The sequence below is a fragment of the Polyangiaceae bacterium genome (assembly GCA_016715885.1).
Classification (GTDB): domain Bacteria; phylum Myxococcota_A; class Polyangia; order Polyangiales; family Polyangiaceae; genus Polyangium.
Genome location: JADJXL010000015.1, coordinates 409399 through 425189, shown reverse-complemented (window position 1 = coordinate 425189; position 15791 = coordinate 409399). Strand labels below are relative to the sequence as shown.

General features: G+C 58.8%; 7 protein-coding genes. 2 read left to right on the top strand and 5 right to left on the bottom strand.

Features of this window, described 5'->3' with window-relative positions; genetic code table 11:
• Positions 1-71 precede the first annotated feature (71 nt).
• Both gyrB and ybaK read left to right on the top strand, forming a co-directional pair.
• Positions 72-2624 carry a DNA topoisomerase (ATP-hydrolyzing) subunit B gene (gyrB, locus tag IPM54_15385; protein MBK9261177.1) on the top strand — a complete coding sequence of 851 codons (2553 nt, stop codon included), beginning with the start codon at positions 72-74 and terminating at the stop codon, positions 2622-2624.
• Positions 2625-2821: 197 nt separating this feature from the next.
• Positions 2822-3304: a Cys-tRNA(Pro) deacylase gene (gene ybaK / locus IPM54_15380; protein ID MBK9261176.1), complete on the top strand. Its 483-nt coding sequence runs from the start codon at positions 2822-2824 to the stop codon at positions 3302-3304.
• Here ybaK and IPM54_15375 read toward each other — a convergent pair whose 3' ends face one another.
• From IPM54_15375 to IPM54_15355, 5 genes are all read right to left on the bottom strand, one after another.
• Complete coding sequence (locus IPM54_15375) at positions 3305-3886, bottom strand: Uma2 family endonuclease (GenBank protein ID MBK9261175.1); 582 nt, start codon at positions 3884-3886, stop codon at positions 3305-3307.
• Between the two features lie 99 nt (positions 3887-3985).
• Positions 3986-5560, bottom strand: coding sequence for a DUF4215 domain-containing protein (locus IPM54_15370; GenBank protein MBK9261174.1), 1575 nt, complete (start codon positions 5558-5560; stop codon positions 3986-3988).
• A gap of 4 nt (positions 5561-5564) precedes the next feature.
• Positions 5565-8723, bottom strand: coding sequence for a M4 family metallopeptidase (locus tag IPM54_15365; GenBank protein ID MBK9261173.1), 3159 nt, complete (start codon positions 8721-8723; stop codon positions 5565-5567).
• A gap of 45 nt (positions 8724-8768) precedes the next feature.
• On the bottom strand, positions 8769-11513 hold the full coding sequence (locus tag IPM54_15360; GenBank protein MBK9261172.1) for a hypothetical protein: 2745 nt from the start codon (positions 11511-11513) through the stop codon (positions 8769-8771).
• A gap of 90 nt (positions 11514-11603) precedes the next feature.
• The gene (locus IPM54_15355) at positions 11604-15341 is read right to left on the bottom strand and encodes a protein kinase (GenBank protein ID MBK9261171.1); all 3738 of its coding nucleotides are present in this window, start codon (positions 15339-15341) and stop codon (positions 11604-11606) included.
• Between the last annotated feature and the right edge of the window lie 450 nt (positions 15342-15791).

The following is a 15791-nucleotide window of genomic DNA, read 5'->3' as shown; positions in this document are numbered from 1 at the left end:
GCCTCGACGGCTCGAATGAGTCGTAGCCACGTTGGCCGCACATTTTGCGGGAAAGCCAAAGCACGATGACGATGACGACCGAAGCCACGAGCATCCAGCAAGTAGAATCCAAAGGGCAATCTTACGACGAGCACAGCATCACGGCGCTCGAGGGACTCGAAGCGGTCCGCAAGCGACCGGGCATGTACATCGGCGATGTGCACGACGGATCGGGTCTGCACCACTTGGTGTGGGAAGCCGTGGACAATGCGGTGGACGAGCATTTGGCGGGGCATTGCACGGAAATTCGCGTGACGGTGCATTTCGACGGCTCGGTGACTGTCGAGGACAACGGGCGTGGAATTCCCGTGGGCATGCATGCGCGGGGCGTGAGCGCGGCGGAAGTCGTGATGACGGTGCTGCATGCGGGCGGCAAATTCGACAACGCGAGCTACAAAGTCAGCGCGGGGCTTCACGGCGTGGGCGTATCGGCGGTCAATGCCGTTTCCGAATGGTTGAAGCTCGAGATCAAGCGCGAAGGCAAGGTTTGGTACCAAGAATATGGTCGCGGCGTACCGCGCGGGCCGCTCGATGCGGTGGGCGCGACGGACAAGACGGGAACGAAGGTCTCGTTCAAGCCCGACCCGCAGATCTTCACGGTCACCGAATTCAATTACAACGTCCTGGCCAATCGATTGCGCGAGCTGGCGTACTTGAATGCGGGTTTGATCATTCACCTCGAGGATCAGCGGCCTTCGGGACGTAGTGAAACGTTGCTCTACAAGGGCGGCATTGCCGAATTCGTCGCGCTGCTCAACCAGGTCCAAGAGCCGATTCACGCCGAGGTCATTTCGTTCGTGGTGGAGGCGGCCCCGGAAGCACCTTCGAATGGTGAAAAGGCGGACAAACGCACGAGTCCTCCGGCGGGTCCGCCCATTACGGTCGAAGTCGCGATGCAATGGAGTGGTTCGTACACGGAGCAGATTTACTGCTACACGAACAACGTCCACAACAAGGATGGCGGAACGCACTTGGCCGGTTTGCGGTCGGCTTTGACCAAAACGATCAACGGTTATGGTAAAGCGCACAACCTCTTCAAGGATTTGAAGCAAGAGCTGCAGGGCGAAGACATTCGCGAGGGGCTCACGTGCGTGCTCAGCGTGAAGCATCCGGACCCGTCTTTCGATTCGCAAACGAAGTCGAAGCTCGTATCGAGCGAGGTGAAGGGTATCGTCGAAAGGGCGGTGTCGGACAAACTCGGGCAATTGTTCGAGGAGAACCCGCCGACGGCGAAGAAGATCGTCGAAAAGGCGGTGTTGGCGGCGCGGGCGCGAGAAGCGGCACGGAAAGCGCGCGAGGTGATTCGTAAAGGGTCGCTCGACATTACGTCGCTATCGGGAAAGCTTGCGGATTGCCAATCGAAGGATCCGACGGTGAGCGAGATCTACATCGTCGAGGGAGATAGCGCCGGCGGTAGCGCGAAGCAGGGTCGCGATCGGCATTTCCAGGCGATTTTGCCGCTCCGTGGGAAAATCCTGAACGTCGAACGCGCGCGTCTCGATCGTATGCTCAGCTCGGCCGAAGTCGGCACGTTGATTACGGCGCTCGGTTGCGGAATCAGCGGCATACGAATTCAGCAAGCGGACGAAAAGAACGAAAACGACGACGGCATCGAGCTTGGGAAGCTGAAGTATCACAAGATCATTCTGATGACCGACGCCGACGTCGACGGGTCGCACATTCGCACGTTGCTGTTGACGTTCTTCTTCCGGCAAATGCGGGAAGTGATCGAGCAAGGTCACTTGTACATTGCGCAGCCGCCGCTGTATCGCGTGCGCAAGGGCAAGAAAGACATGTACTTGAAGGACCAGCAAGCGCTCGACGAGTACTTGGTGGGCAATGCGGTCGAAGACTTGGTGGTGACGACTGAAAAGCGTGATCGCGAAGTATCGGGCGCACCACTACGACAATTGGCGCAGCGCCTGCGTCGGTTCCGCGTAGTATTGAGCAATTTGGACAAGCATTGCGATGCGCGCATCGTGGCGTCGGTGATTCGGGCGACGGCATTGTCGCAAGCGGATTTGCGGGATGCGGCGAAGGTGGAAGAGGCGAGCAAGAAATTGCTCGCGTACCTGGAAAAACGTTACCCCGACATGATGCCGTTCAAGGTGGAGGCGCGTGTCGATTCCGAACACGGGGCGCATCGTATCGAGGTGGTGCCGCGTCCGGGAGCGGGTAGTCGGGTGAGCAATCTGGATTGGAATTTGCTCGGATTGCCCGAATATCAAGAAGCGCTCGCGATTGAAGCGACGCTGGTCGACATGGCAGGCGCTGGGCCTTGGATCACGGTGAGTAAGGGTCATGACGACCGAACGCTAGAAACGAGCGAAGCGCTCATCGAATACATCGACGAGAGAGGCAAGAAGGGGATTACGATCAGCCGTTACAAAGGTCTCGGTGAAATGAATGCCGAGGAGCTTTGGGAAACGACGATGAACCCGGACGCGCGGACGCTGCTTCAGGTGAAGATCGACGACGAAGCCGAGGCGGGGCGTTTGTTTGCCATTCTGATGGGCGAGCAAGTGGACGAACGGCGGCGATTCATCGAGACGAATGCGCTGCACGTGAAGAACCTCGACATTTAGTCCCTCGATGCAGCCACGCGCGGGGTTGAAACCCCGCGCTACACATTCAAAAGTCCCTCACTGCCGTTCGGGACTGGTGGTGGGACATACGAATCCCCACTTTCGCCGCGTACCCCCGCGCGAGCGGGAGGACTTTTCAATGTGTAGCGGCGGGTTTTAACCCGCCGCGTGGTTTAGGGGAACAGGAACACGGTGCCATGTCCAAGGTATCCGAAACGCCCGCCACGGCTTTTCTGAAAAAGCATGGCGTGGCGTTTTCCGAGCATCCTTACGAGTACGAGGAACGGGGCGGCACGCGGGTGTCGTCCCAGAAGCTTGGCGTGTCCGAACACGACGTCGTCAAGACGCTCGTGATGGAGGACGAGGACAAAAAGCCGCTCATCGTGCTGATGCATGGGGACCGCGAGGTATCGACGAAGAATTTGGCGCGGCAGATTGGGAAAAAGCGCGTCGAGCCGTGCAAGCCGGACGTGGCGGAGCGGCACAGTGGGTTTCAGGTGGGCGGGACGAGTCCGTTTGGTTTGCGGAAACCGATGCCGATTTACGTGGAGCGAACCATTTTGGGTTTGCCCAAGATATACATCAATGGCGGCAGGCGCGGGTTTTTGGTAGGGATCGATCCGCAGGAGCTCGTGCGGGTGGTGAAGGCAGTGGCGGTGGACGTGGCGCTGGAGGGGTGATCACGCGGCGCTGAGCGGGTCGGTATAGATCTCGTCTACAGACAGCGTGCATTCGATGCTCGCGAGCTGCGCCGTTTGTCCAGTCAAGGCTTCCTCGGCGAGCTCCCACCTGCCGGCTGCGTTTCTTCGCCATACTTCAATGTACGGCTTGCTCTCTGAAATCAATACGTATTCTGCAAGGGACGGAATGCGCCTATAATGCTCGAATTTGTGACCTCTATCGCGCGCTTCCGTCGCAGGAGAAAAAATTTCTGTAATTAATTTTGGGTTGGTTACGGCTTCCGCATCTTCAGGATCCAGTTCTAACGCTTTGCACACTACCGTCAAATCCGGATAGGTGGAAAAGCCTGTTGCGAGAACACGAAGCCGTAGATTGCAACTATAGACCGAGCAGCGATTTCCTCGGATGTTGTTGTGAATTTCTGCACTTACAGCTGCTGAGAGGCCCGCATGTGCGATCGTGCTTTCCGGGTACTTGTATATGACTCCATCCAGCCATTCGTGTCGCGTGACGCTTTCTCGCTCCATTGCGAGAAAATCGGCGTAGCTCACATAAGACTTGGGTGCAGCGTCTCCCGCCATGACCAAGACCCTACCACGCGCCCGACCAAAAGGAAAGCCTCGGTCCGGCGCGTGGCATGTGTTCGGTGCCTGTGGGGTTCGTCGGAGTGCAACGAGCTTTCAGGGAAGCGGCGCGACGCACAGGGCAAGCGACCAGGCTTTTACAAAACCTTGGTCGCCTAGCGCGTCGTCTCCCACTTCGAGCGCCCATTCACCGTCGGCCGCTTCATCCACCAGCATCAGCAGCGGATCTTGCGGCCAATAGCAGCCGGTGAACGGCGCCGTGCCTTCGTAGATGGACGTCATGCACGCGTCGTCGAACAGCGTATCGGTGTAATTCATGCCATCCTCGCCGTTGTCGGTCGATAGCGCGACACGCGTACCGAATGGCGAAACGAGCGCAATATCGAGATCCGTGACGAACGGATGCGTAATGGACAGTTTTACCACGGCGCGTTTCACGAGCCCTGGATGCGATGCGGTGATCCGGCTCAAAACCACTTCTTCGTCCGCAACGCTCTTCGGTACGTCCACCGAGCTCATCACGTACATCGTTTCCCCGGCATTGCAACCGAAAATCTCATTGGCGAGCGCGCAATCCGAATCGGCAACGTCGGTCATGCCGTCGTTGTCGTTGTCCATTCCGTCGCCGCAATCTGTTTCCGAAAGCGTGCAGACGCTTGGAATCTGGTTTGTCGTGCATTGCCAATCTGCTTCGGGCTGACAGGTCGCCGAACATCCGTCGCCATCCATCATGTTTTCGTCGTCGCAGCCTTCGTCGGACGAAAGCGCGCCGTTGCCGCATCCGGTCATCGTGCAATTGGAATCGCATCCATCGCCGTCGACGAAATTGCCATCGTCGCAAGCTTCGGTTCCCTCCACGATGCCGTTGCCGCAGCCGTACACCTTGCAAGTGGACGTGCAATCGTCGTCCTCGACCATGTTTCCATCGTCGCATTCTTCGCCGAACGTTGGAATACCATTGCCACATCCCGTGGGCGTGCAATTGGAATCGCATCCATCGCCGTCGTCCGTATTGCCGTCGTCGCAAACCTCCGCGCCGCTGATTGCAGCATCGCCGCACGTCGAAGGCACGCATACGCCATTGCCGTCGCAAAGCTCGCCATTGCCTTCCATGCAAGGTGCGCCGAAGCCAGTCGGCATGCTCATGGGCGTTCCGGCGGTGCAGAAGTCGATCGTGCATTCCGTTGCGTCGACGAGAACGTCGAGGTCATCGTTGATTTCGGTGCTGTTACCGGCACCGTCGCACACGATGGCCTTGCAATCGCCCATGGTTTGATTGGCAATGGGCGTCTGGTCGGGAAGTGGGGAGAAGCCGCACACGCCATTGGTGCACGTCGTCTCCTCGCAAGGCCCTGCAGGAGCGGGGCAATCTTCAATGATCACGCATCCAGTCGGCCCGCCGCCTTGCCCGCCGCCGCCTTGCCCGCCGCCGCCTTGCCCGCCGCCGCCTTGTCCGCCGCCGCCTTGCCCGCCGCCGCCTTGCCCGCCGCCGCCTTGCCCGCCGCCGCCTTGCCCGCCGCCGCCCGGTCCGTCTCCGCCTTGTCCAGCGGCTCCACCCGAGCCTGGGTCGATCTGGCTTCGATCGACTTGCGCCATGATTTCGCATCCGCCCCCGAGCAGCGCTCCGAGGGTGAGCACTGAAAAGAACGACAATCGCTCAGAGATTCGCATTGATTTACCTCACCCACACGCGGAAGTAGTCGGGGTAGTAGTTGAAACCATCCTGATTGGGTTCTTCCGGCCAACCTGCACATTGCGTCGTTTGGCTCGAGCCAATGACGAAGGATGGTTTGCCGCATCCATTCATCAGATCGTTGATGACGAGTTGGTCCGTGTTGCACATGATCGAATTGCTGTAGTCGACCCACGAGGCGCAGGTGTAGCCCGAGTAGAACGTGTGCGTCACATTCGAGTTATTGGGTTGTTCCAGCGTCCAGTTGCCGGGGGTGTTGGCGAGGTCATGGAGCGTCTTGCCGATGACCTGCGCGTTTACACCTTTGATCACCGATCGCATCTTTTGCGAATTGCCGATCATGGGCACATCGTCGACCTCCAGCATGAGGTCGAAACCAATGGGCACCGTCGAATACGCCAAGCTCGTGCAATTGGAGGTCGCAAAGCAGTCGATGTTTCGCACTCCCGGAGCCGTCTTGTCGAACGTCGTTCCGTGATTGAAAGCGAGGGTCCACCCACCACCATCTTCCGTCATGTTGCACAACACGAATTGCGTGAGCGCTGATCCTTGCGGGCCGTCGGGGTCGATGTAGTACTTTCCGTCGGGCGCCAAGGGGAATGCATCTTTGATTTCCTTGCAATTGGCGTATGCAACGCATTTGGTGCCATCACCGTTGATGTCATTCGTGTATGGGCATGCGATACCGCATGTCGGACTCCAAGCGACGGTGCCAAGGTTCATCGAATGGCCCTTGCCGCTTGCATCGGCAACTGTGGTGCCCGCCTGCTCGTCGAAGAGCCAATCAGCAACGACGCCGCCAACGGCTACCGGCTTTTTGACGCGCATGGCTAAACTCGCAATGTCCGAAGGCCCGACCTCTTTGCCGAAAATGGTGATCTGATCCACTTCACCCACGATGCCGGTCGCAGTACTTGGGTAATTGCCGATGACGAGCGGCGTGTTCGCGGAGTTGCCGATGGTCCCGTTTCCCGTCACCTTCAGAGTGCCATCTTCGTAGAGCTTGACGACTCCATTGGCGTAGGTGGCGGCATAATGATGCCATTCGCCAATCGGAGTATTGTAAACGGCGAGGACGTTGGCGCCCTGGCGATTGAAACCAATCTGCCCATTGCTGTACGTGAACGACCATTCTTGCGTGTTGTTGTCGCCTTTGACGAGCAAATGCTGGCCGACCGTCGAAGTCAGCTTGGCGAACATCGAAATCGTAAAGGAGCTCGACGGGCCAAATTGAAGATCGTTCGCCACGTTGACGACACCAGCGCCAGCACCATTGAACAAGCCGGACGAACACGTCGTGCATTGTTTTCCGCAAAGCGTCTGCGCGGCTGTCACGCACGCCGCGGTCCATTGCGTGTTGCAACAATCAGGGTACGTCTGACAAACCTTTTTCGTGCACGAATTGCACGTGAGGTCGAGTTTGTCCCCCTCCAGGCAAACGCTATGCGAGCACGCGGAGGGGACTTGCTGCCCTACGCCCACGAGACCCCATGCATGCGTGACGGCCAAGTGCTCGGTGCTACCTTCGCCGAACATCGCCTTTGCAGCATTGCGCGTAGCCTCGCGAGCCTCCCAGAATTTGGACGTTTGCACCATATACGTGGTGAGCGCCCGATACCAAATCGCCGCCGCCTTGTCAGCACCGATGCCATTGGGCACTCCGACGTCCGCCATCGTCCCACCTTTGTGGTGATCACCACCTTTTGCCACCAGGTAAAACGCTTTGTTGGCAATTCCGTTGTTGTGATGAATACCGTAGGCGTCCTTGGGCGGATTGTCATTCGCGCCAGTGTAGCGCTCGGTGTAGTGATCCGGATCATCGTCCGCCGTGAGTTGTTGACCGAAATTCGCGGCGTGCGGATTCGCAAAGTACCGCAAAGCATCTCCGCCTTTGCCCGGCGTGATGCATTGTTCGAGCATGGTCCACGTATTTGCGTTTTCGCCATACACGGATCGTTCGACCATGGCGCCGAAGACGTCCGCCCAAGATTCGTCGATGGCGCCATATTCACTGATCGGCCAGAGGTTTGCCGTGTAATCGACGACTCCATGCGTGATTTCGTGCGCAACGCTGTCGATGGTGACGAGCGGGCTGAAATAGCCGTCGTAACCGTCACCGAAGGCGGCGAACGGTGGTTTCCACAAGGCCACGTTGAAGCCGTAACCCCAATTCGGCAAGACCGTGAATGCACCGATGTTCGTATGAGAAACCGTGGTCTTGTCGGGGCCGTAATTGTCGTCGACACCATTACGATTGTGCACGTTCTTGAAATAATCGAACGTTTTTTCGCTAGCGTAATGCGCGTCGTACGCCGCGCGGATCTTGCCCGTGTCCGTGAACGATCCATTCGTGCTCCAAATGGACTTGCACGACCCATCCGTGTTGTGCGCCGCCGTGCACGTAAAGAGCTGCCGGCCGGTATCGCCCAAGTACCATACGCCCGCCGCAGCGTGCGTCGTGAAGTTCACCGTGCCGCTGTAGAGCGTATTGGCCGAGCTGGTTGCTCTGTTGATGCTGTCGAAACGCAAAAGCTCTTCACCCGTTTCGGCGTCGATGAAAACAACGGGCACCTCGGGCTCGGGATTATCCAGGAATCGGTCGATTTCGACGCGATATGCGAGGCGCGGTTCGGCACGCTTGGATTCGGCAATGTCGAGAATGCCCAGCTCGACCGTGGGAGGCGGCGCAGACCCGGTGGGGCCTTGCGTGATGGCAACGGCTGCGGCGATCGCTTCATCCGCCGATAAGATCGGTGTCGTGGAGATCGGCGACCGAATCACGTCACGATCGATCGTATCGGTGATCGTGAACAGCGTTCCGTCGGGATTGAGGTGGACGATGGCTTCTCGGCCGAAAACGGGCACGCCATTTTCGTATTGCTCTACGCGCGTGTGCGCCATCGAAAGGTCGTCGACGAATACTTTTGTTATTTGGAACGTTTCTCGTGCGCTCCGACCATCCTTTGCGAGCTCTTCATCGAGGATGGTAAAGGCAATTTCTTCCGCCAAGCGCAATTCTTCGGGACCGCCGGCCGTGAAGACCGGCGCGGGTCCCGACGAACAGCCACCTCCCAACAATGTGCCAGCAGCCAGTACCGATAGCAAAATGGAGCCGAAACCCAGCGTGCGACGTCGTTTCATCGTGATCTCCGTCAAGTTAGCGTGTCGATATCGTTTGTCCGAGCGTCATGCAGAGCGACGACGCCGGCGAATTGCGGCTGCCCCTGCGAGCGCAAGGATCGAAGCGTACGAGGCGCCGTCATTCGTATGCGATGGACCAAGTGCATTCGAGATGGTGCACATGCCGGAAGCACTGCTGTCAGGCGAATTGGCTGCGGCGCGATTGTCGGCAAAAGCTGCCTCGTCGCCATCGTCGTGCACCACGTCATCGCTGATGCTCACTGTGCCGTCCGCAGACAGCGCCATCGCTTCGTCGTCGGCAAGCATCGTGATACACGCGCCATTGGTGCACGTTCCGTTCGGACACATCGTCCCATTGGGCGCATAGGCGTTGGTCGGGCACGTCGCCGCCATGCCGGAGCAGGTTTCGCTGGGATCGCAGATGGAATTCATCGATGGGCGGCAAACCGTACCGGCCGTCTTGAAAAGGTTCGTCGGACACGCGACGCTCGTTCCGCTACACGTTTCGGCTTGATCGCACGTGCCGGCAGCGGCGCGACAAACCGTGCCCAGCGCAGCATATTGATTGCCGGGACAAACGCCGCTCGTCCCGGTGCATGTTTCGACTTTGTCGCACGGCCCTGCTGCGCCGCGACAAACCGTGTTGAGGGGCAGGTAATTATCGCTAGGGCACGCTTTCGCCATTCCGTCGCATTTTTCCACGATGTCGCACGTGCCCGCCGCAGCTCGACACACGCTGCCGGCCGCTTTCACGATATCCGCGGGGCACGCCGTGGAGAGGCCGTCGCATTTTTCCATGGCGTCGCACGCGCCCGACGCAGCTCGACAAACCGTACCCGCGGGCGATACTTTGTTGACCGGGCAATAAACACTGGTCCCCGTGCACCACTCCCCTGCATCACAAGCCCCGCTCGGTATCCGGCAAATGGTATTGGTCCCAAAGTATTTGTTGGCCGGACACGTTTTCGACATCCCATCGCATTTTTCGGGAATGTCACAAATCCCCGCAGCGCTGCGACAAACCTTCGTGGTTGGCAAAACCGCATCGGTCGGGCATTGGTTGCTCATCCCGGTGCAGTATTCGGCCGTGTCGCAAACGCCGCCTGCCACGCGGCAGAGCGTTCCGGCTGGTTTCCAGGTATCGGAGGGACACGTGAGGCTCATGCCGTCGCACTTTTCCGCATTGTCGCAGGCACTCACGGCTGGGCGGCACGTGGTGTTCGGTGGTCTCGGCGCGCACCAGCCATTCGCATGCGACCCGAGTCCAGCGCTACATACTTGGCAATCCGTGGGATCACCGCCGCCGCACGCAGTATCGCAACAAAAGCCGTCCACGCAGAACGTGCTCGCGCATTCCGAGTCCGCCATGCACGACGCGCCTTGGGGCTTGCCCAGTGAAAACACGTATGCAGCGCCGGCATTCGACCCTTTGTCGTCATCGCCCCAGGCGCCAGCGCAAAGCAATATTTCCGCCGAATCGAGCGATACCGAAACACCAAGAATGTCGCCCGCTTGCGCGTCGGTGGCTCGAATGATCGCGTTTTCCATCCACGTTCCGGCATTGCGCTTGAACAAATAGACGGAACCCGCATTCGCTCCAGCGGCCGTATCGTCGTTGTACGAACCGACGATGACCATGTCGTCGGTCAGGCTCACCGCCGTGCCGAAGACGTCGCCTGCCGCCGCATCACTGGCGTAGAGCTTCGATTCCTGCGTCCACATGCCGCCAATTCGCGTAAAAATATAGGCCGCGCCGGCATCGGTACCTTGGTCGTCGTCACCCGATGCGCCCGCAATGAACGTTTGCCCGCGTATCGCAACGGAAAACCCAAATTGATCCCCCGACTGCCCGTCCGCCGGCTTGATCTTCCCCTGCGGCACCCATAAACCGGCATTTCGCCCGAACGCATACACCGACCCGGAATCGGCTCCATTGTCGTCGTCCACATGCGCCGCGACGACCGCCAGGTCGCCATCGATCGCAAGCCGGATACCAAAATCATCGAAAGATTGCCCATCGTCCGCAGATAGCTTCGCCTCCTGATACCACGTCGTCCCCATTCGAACGAATACGTATGCCGCGCCGTCTTGGCTGCCCTGCACATCGGCCCAATAGGCACCCGCAAGGACCGTATCACCGTCGATCGCCACGGACAAACCCAGCCTATCTGCCGAGGATGCATCATCCGCGACGAGCTTCGATTCTTGGGTCCACGTTGTCCCATTGCGAACGAATACATACGCCGATCCTGCATCCGCAAGTCCGAGCGCGTCGTCCAAATAAGCCCCCACGGCGATCGTATTGCCGTCAATGGCCACGGCTTGACCAAAATGCGCCCCCGCAGACCCATCGTTCGGCAATAACTTCGCCTCCTGCACCCATACGCCGGCTATATTGCGAAATACATACGCCGCCCCGGAATCCGTTCCATTGTCGTCATCGTAATCGGCCCCCACCACGATCGTATCGCCACTCATCGCAATCGTCGTGCCGAATCGATCCCCCGCCGCGCCGTCGTTCGCCAATAGCTTTGCATCTTGCGCAATCAACGAATTGATCGGCACCTTCGCGGCTGCATCCTTCGCCGAAGGTTTTTCCTGGCCGTGATGAACGAATTCTTCCTCAATGCCCCGATCGTTCGATTCCGTAAGCTCGCCCGCAATTGACCCCGGTTCGACCCACTCGCCTAGCTCGCTCGACGCAAATTCATCCGTGCCACAGGCGCCAGAAAGTACGCCACAAAACAAAACCAAGCCCAGAAAACCCGTGAAGCTACCAACTCGTCTCATCGCTCGTCCTCGACACCCACGCGTAATGTTCTGTCCGCCACGACTTCTGGATGGAGGACCGGTGGAAATGTCGCGCTTTTGAAAGAAAAATTACTCGATATTTTCGTACCACGCGCTCCGGGGGCTGCCCGATGGCGAAAAGCGCCGGCCAAGAAGCGCTGCACGCGTCTTTTCGGCCTCGAATTGCGCACGTAAACCCTCGAACATAGCGAGCGCACGTTCGAGGTACCTTCGCCCACTTTCAGGTACGAGTCGCGAACCAGTATGGCTGCATCCAAAACAACCAAGCGCATAGAGAGCCACGGCTTGGTCATAACGCATGGCCTGCCGATGGCTGGTTTCGACGGCGCGTTTCATTGAAGCGACAGCACGCGCCGGATCGCCTCGATGATATTGATATCGGCCTTCGAGCACGAGCAAAATGGGCTCGACGGACGCCGATTCCCACATCATTTTTCGCAGCGTATCGAGACCCGTGCGAATTTCATCTTCATGGCGTTCGGGCGCGACCGCGAGGTACACGTCGATGAAGCAATTGAGCGGCAAACGCAGCGTCAACCGGGGAAAGGGCGCCTTGATGACGAGTTTCATGCCTTCGTCCGCGAGCTCCAATGCGCGTGTGAATTGTCCGAGCATCAATGCGCACGTGGCGGAAAGCCCGAGCAGCATGGCGAGCGGCGGAACGAGGCTCGGCGAAAGCAGGGTTCGCGCCCGCGCAAGGCATTCATCGGCTGCTGCGGGTTCGCCGAATCGGAGTCGAGCGCTGGCACGTGAAATGAGGGCGAGCGCTTGAAAGCGCGGGTTCTGCACGGCCATTGCAATGTGCTCCATTTGTCGAGCGGTGTCGTCGAGGCATTCGAAGTCGTCTACACCGGCCGCAGCGAATGAGCGATGGAGCAGTATTTCGAGTGCAAAAATTTGATCTTTGTGCTGCAATGCAAGCTCGAGCGCACGATTGGCACTTTGTAATGCGTCGGCGAATTTTCCTTCATTGACTTCCACGCCGGCTTTGCTGCAAAGATAAATGACTTCGGCGTGGGAGCCCGGTCGAGTCCCTCGAGCGACGCGATTCAAATACCAGCGGCTCAGGTCGTGAAGCGGCGTGTACGACAAGAGCAGCGCGAGCGCTGCGCCGTGGTTTTGTCGAGCATCGACGCTCAGCGATTCTTGCAAGTTCAGACCGCGAAGCGTCGTGAGCAGAGCTATTTCGGGTCGTCCGAGCCACCAGTATGCGGCGATCGTATTGAGCGCCAAGAGGTGCTCGGTGCGTAAAGTTTCGTCGATACGATTGCGAGGAAAAATCGACGTAACTCTCGACATACCGATGCGGCGCAAGAATTGCTCCGCCACTTCCACCCCGAGCGAACCATAAAATTGTGCGGGCGTCGAGGGCAAAGGCATGTTCGTCATTGCCGCTACGCGACGAAGTGATTCGTCGGTTTCGTCGAGGCGTCCCAGTCCATGATGCGCGACCGCCATCCCACGCCGCGTGCGAATTCGCGCCAAGATCGGCAAATCGTCGTATCCCGGTGTTCCGGCAATTCGTTCGAATGCAGCGAGTGCCTCCGCCGGAGCACCTCGGTCGAGCGCCGCTTCGCCCGCGATCATGTCGTGCTCGATGGCTTCCGACCACCGCTTCGCTTCGCGAAAATGAAACGCTTTGCGTGCTGCGTGAGCGCTGCTGTTCGGGTGCGATCGGCAGAGCGCATCGGCGAGCCTTCCATGAAGCGATCGGCGCCTCTCGTCGTCGATTCCGCGAATGACGTATTCTCGCAGTTTGTCGTGGTTGTATCGATAACGATCCTCGTGCGCGTCGAACACGCCCGCATTCGCGCCTGCGAGCACGTATTCATGGGCGCGCGGGACGAGCACCGAGAGCAAGTCGAGATCGAGCTCTCGGCCAGCCAATGCCGCAAGCTCGAGCAATTCTCGCCCGTCGTTTGGGACCCGTGAAAGCCGCTGTTCGAGCACCCGGTCCATGCCGCCTGGAGCAATACGCTCGGGCAACCCTCGGCGTATCAAATCTTCGAGGCGCCCCGATACTTCCGCGAGCGCCCGCATCACTTCGACGATAAAAAATGCATTTCCCTCCGTCTCGCGCGCAATGCGTTCGACGAATTCAGGGTTTTGCCCAGCAGCACCGACCATCGACGAGCAAAGACGCGTGATGTTTGGCAAATCGAAGCGTTCGAGCTGCAGAATGGCCATGGCCGGCAGTGAAGCCGGCAGCGCCGACGCTTCGTCGTTGCGATAGGTGCCGACGAGCAGAACCTTCCGCTCTTGCAAGTTTTCGCTGATTTCGGCAAGCAGCGAAAGACTTTCTTCGTCGGCCCATTGGAGGTCTTCGAGCAAGATCAAAACCGGTTCGTCCGATCGCAGAAGGACGTCCCGCAGCACGGTTCGCAGGCGAAAACGTGTCGCGGGGGGATCGAGCGCTGGTGGCGGGCTCACTTCACGTTCGACGAGGATGCTCAAGTTTGGCACGACCGCTTCGAGCACGCCGGCTTCGAGCTCCGATAGCGGGACATGCAATGCGATCACGTCGAGCACGGAGCGAAACACGTGAAATGCGGCGTCACCCGTCGAGGATGCTTGGCCGCGTACGACGAGGACTCCATTGACGAGCGCTTCGGCGCGGAGCTCTTCGAGCAGGCGGGATTTTCCGACCCCGCTTTCTCCGCCGACGAGCCAAGCACTTCCTCGGCCTGCTCGTGCGTCTTCGAGGACTCCGCGGAGGCGCGTGATTTCCGCATTTCGACCCGTGAACTGCGCCGCCACGAGGTAACTGTCACGCACGATCGCCGGCTCGGTCGACGTCTCGTGCGTCGCCGCGAGCAATTCTTCCATGAATGCATGCGCGCTTGCCGGGCGATCGGCTGGGTTTTTCCTGAGCGCACGACCGATGATGGCACGAACATCCGACGGTAAAACCGAAAGATCGGGCTCTTCGTCGACAATGCGCGTGACGAGCTCGGCCATGGTCGCCGAGGGCTGAAACGGAAGCTTTCCAATCATCACTTCATATGCAATGACGCCAATGGAATAAATGTCGGATGACTCGGTTGCGGGATGACGCTGGAAAAGCTCGGGAGCCATGTAAGGCAATGTTCCCGCGGCAACTCGTCGCGAAGAATCGTCGGCTGCTGCCAGGCCGAAATCGACGACCTTGAGCACACCAGCCGATGTCAACAAAATGTTGGTCGGCTTGAGATCCCGATGCAATACCCCGCGACGGTGCAAATAACTCGTTGCCCGGAGAATCTGTACGATCAGCTCGATCTGCGTGGTGCGACTTTCCAGAAGCGCCGCTGGTAGAATCGGGCGAGCTCCATCCAATAGTTCCATTGTGAAAAACGGTTGTCGCGCCGCATCGAATCCGTAATCGAGGACACCGATGATATGGGGATGCCGCAGCGTGGCAAGAACGCGAAATTCGCGTGCCAATGCCGACAAAGACGCGTTTGTCGGATCCCACGCAATCACTCGTTTGAGCGCGACGTCGTGGCCGCCGATACGGTCGACGGCCCGGTAGACGCGACCCATGCCGCCTTGTCCGATGAGTTGTTTCAGGCGGTAACGTGGGCCTATATCGACGGGCGAAGCAGATGCGCTGCCGATTGTCAAGTCATCGCGCGAAAGGCGCAGGCCCGTACCATTGGAATCACCTAATTGCTTGGAATGATTACCGGATTCGAGACGCGCGAGATCGGCGAGAAGCATGCGGCAACGCGCGCATGTGTCGACGTGAGCATCGATTACGAGCCGCTCGTGCGGCGGCAAGTCATCCACAAGAAGTTTTACAATTTGCGTTTCGTCGAGGCACGACATCGAGATATCAGCGTACACCACTCAGGAAAAGCACGACAATGATTGACGCCGCGCCCGAATGGGGTTCTAATGCTTGGTCCATCATGCTTCATCCCGAAACAAGCCTGCACTGGGATCTGCGTGCAGCGTTTCTCGCCAGCGCGCCTGCTGCCGTGCGCGCGAATTTTACGTCCATGCTGGAACTCGAACGATTCCTTCACGAATTCGTGGAAAAAGGGCGCGCGGCATGGCCCGACGTCCCTCTCGAACCGCAGGATTTTGTTGCTTTTTTGGGTCGCTCGTTGCCAGAAAGTGCGGCAGGTGAGTTTACGTCACTACATGCGAGTGATTTGTGGCTGGTGTGCGGTTATGCTCGGGGTTTGCCGCGAGCGATTGAGCACTTGGAGACGAAGAAGTTGGCGCAAGTTGCGCGGGCATTGCGACGGCTTGGGGCGAGCGAGGCATCGCTTG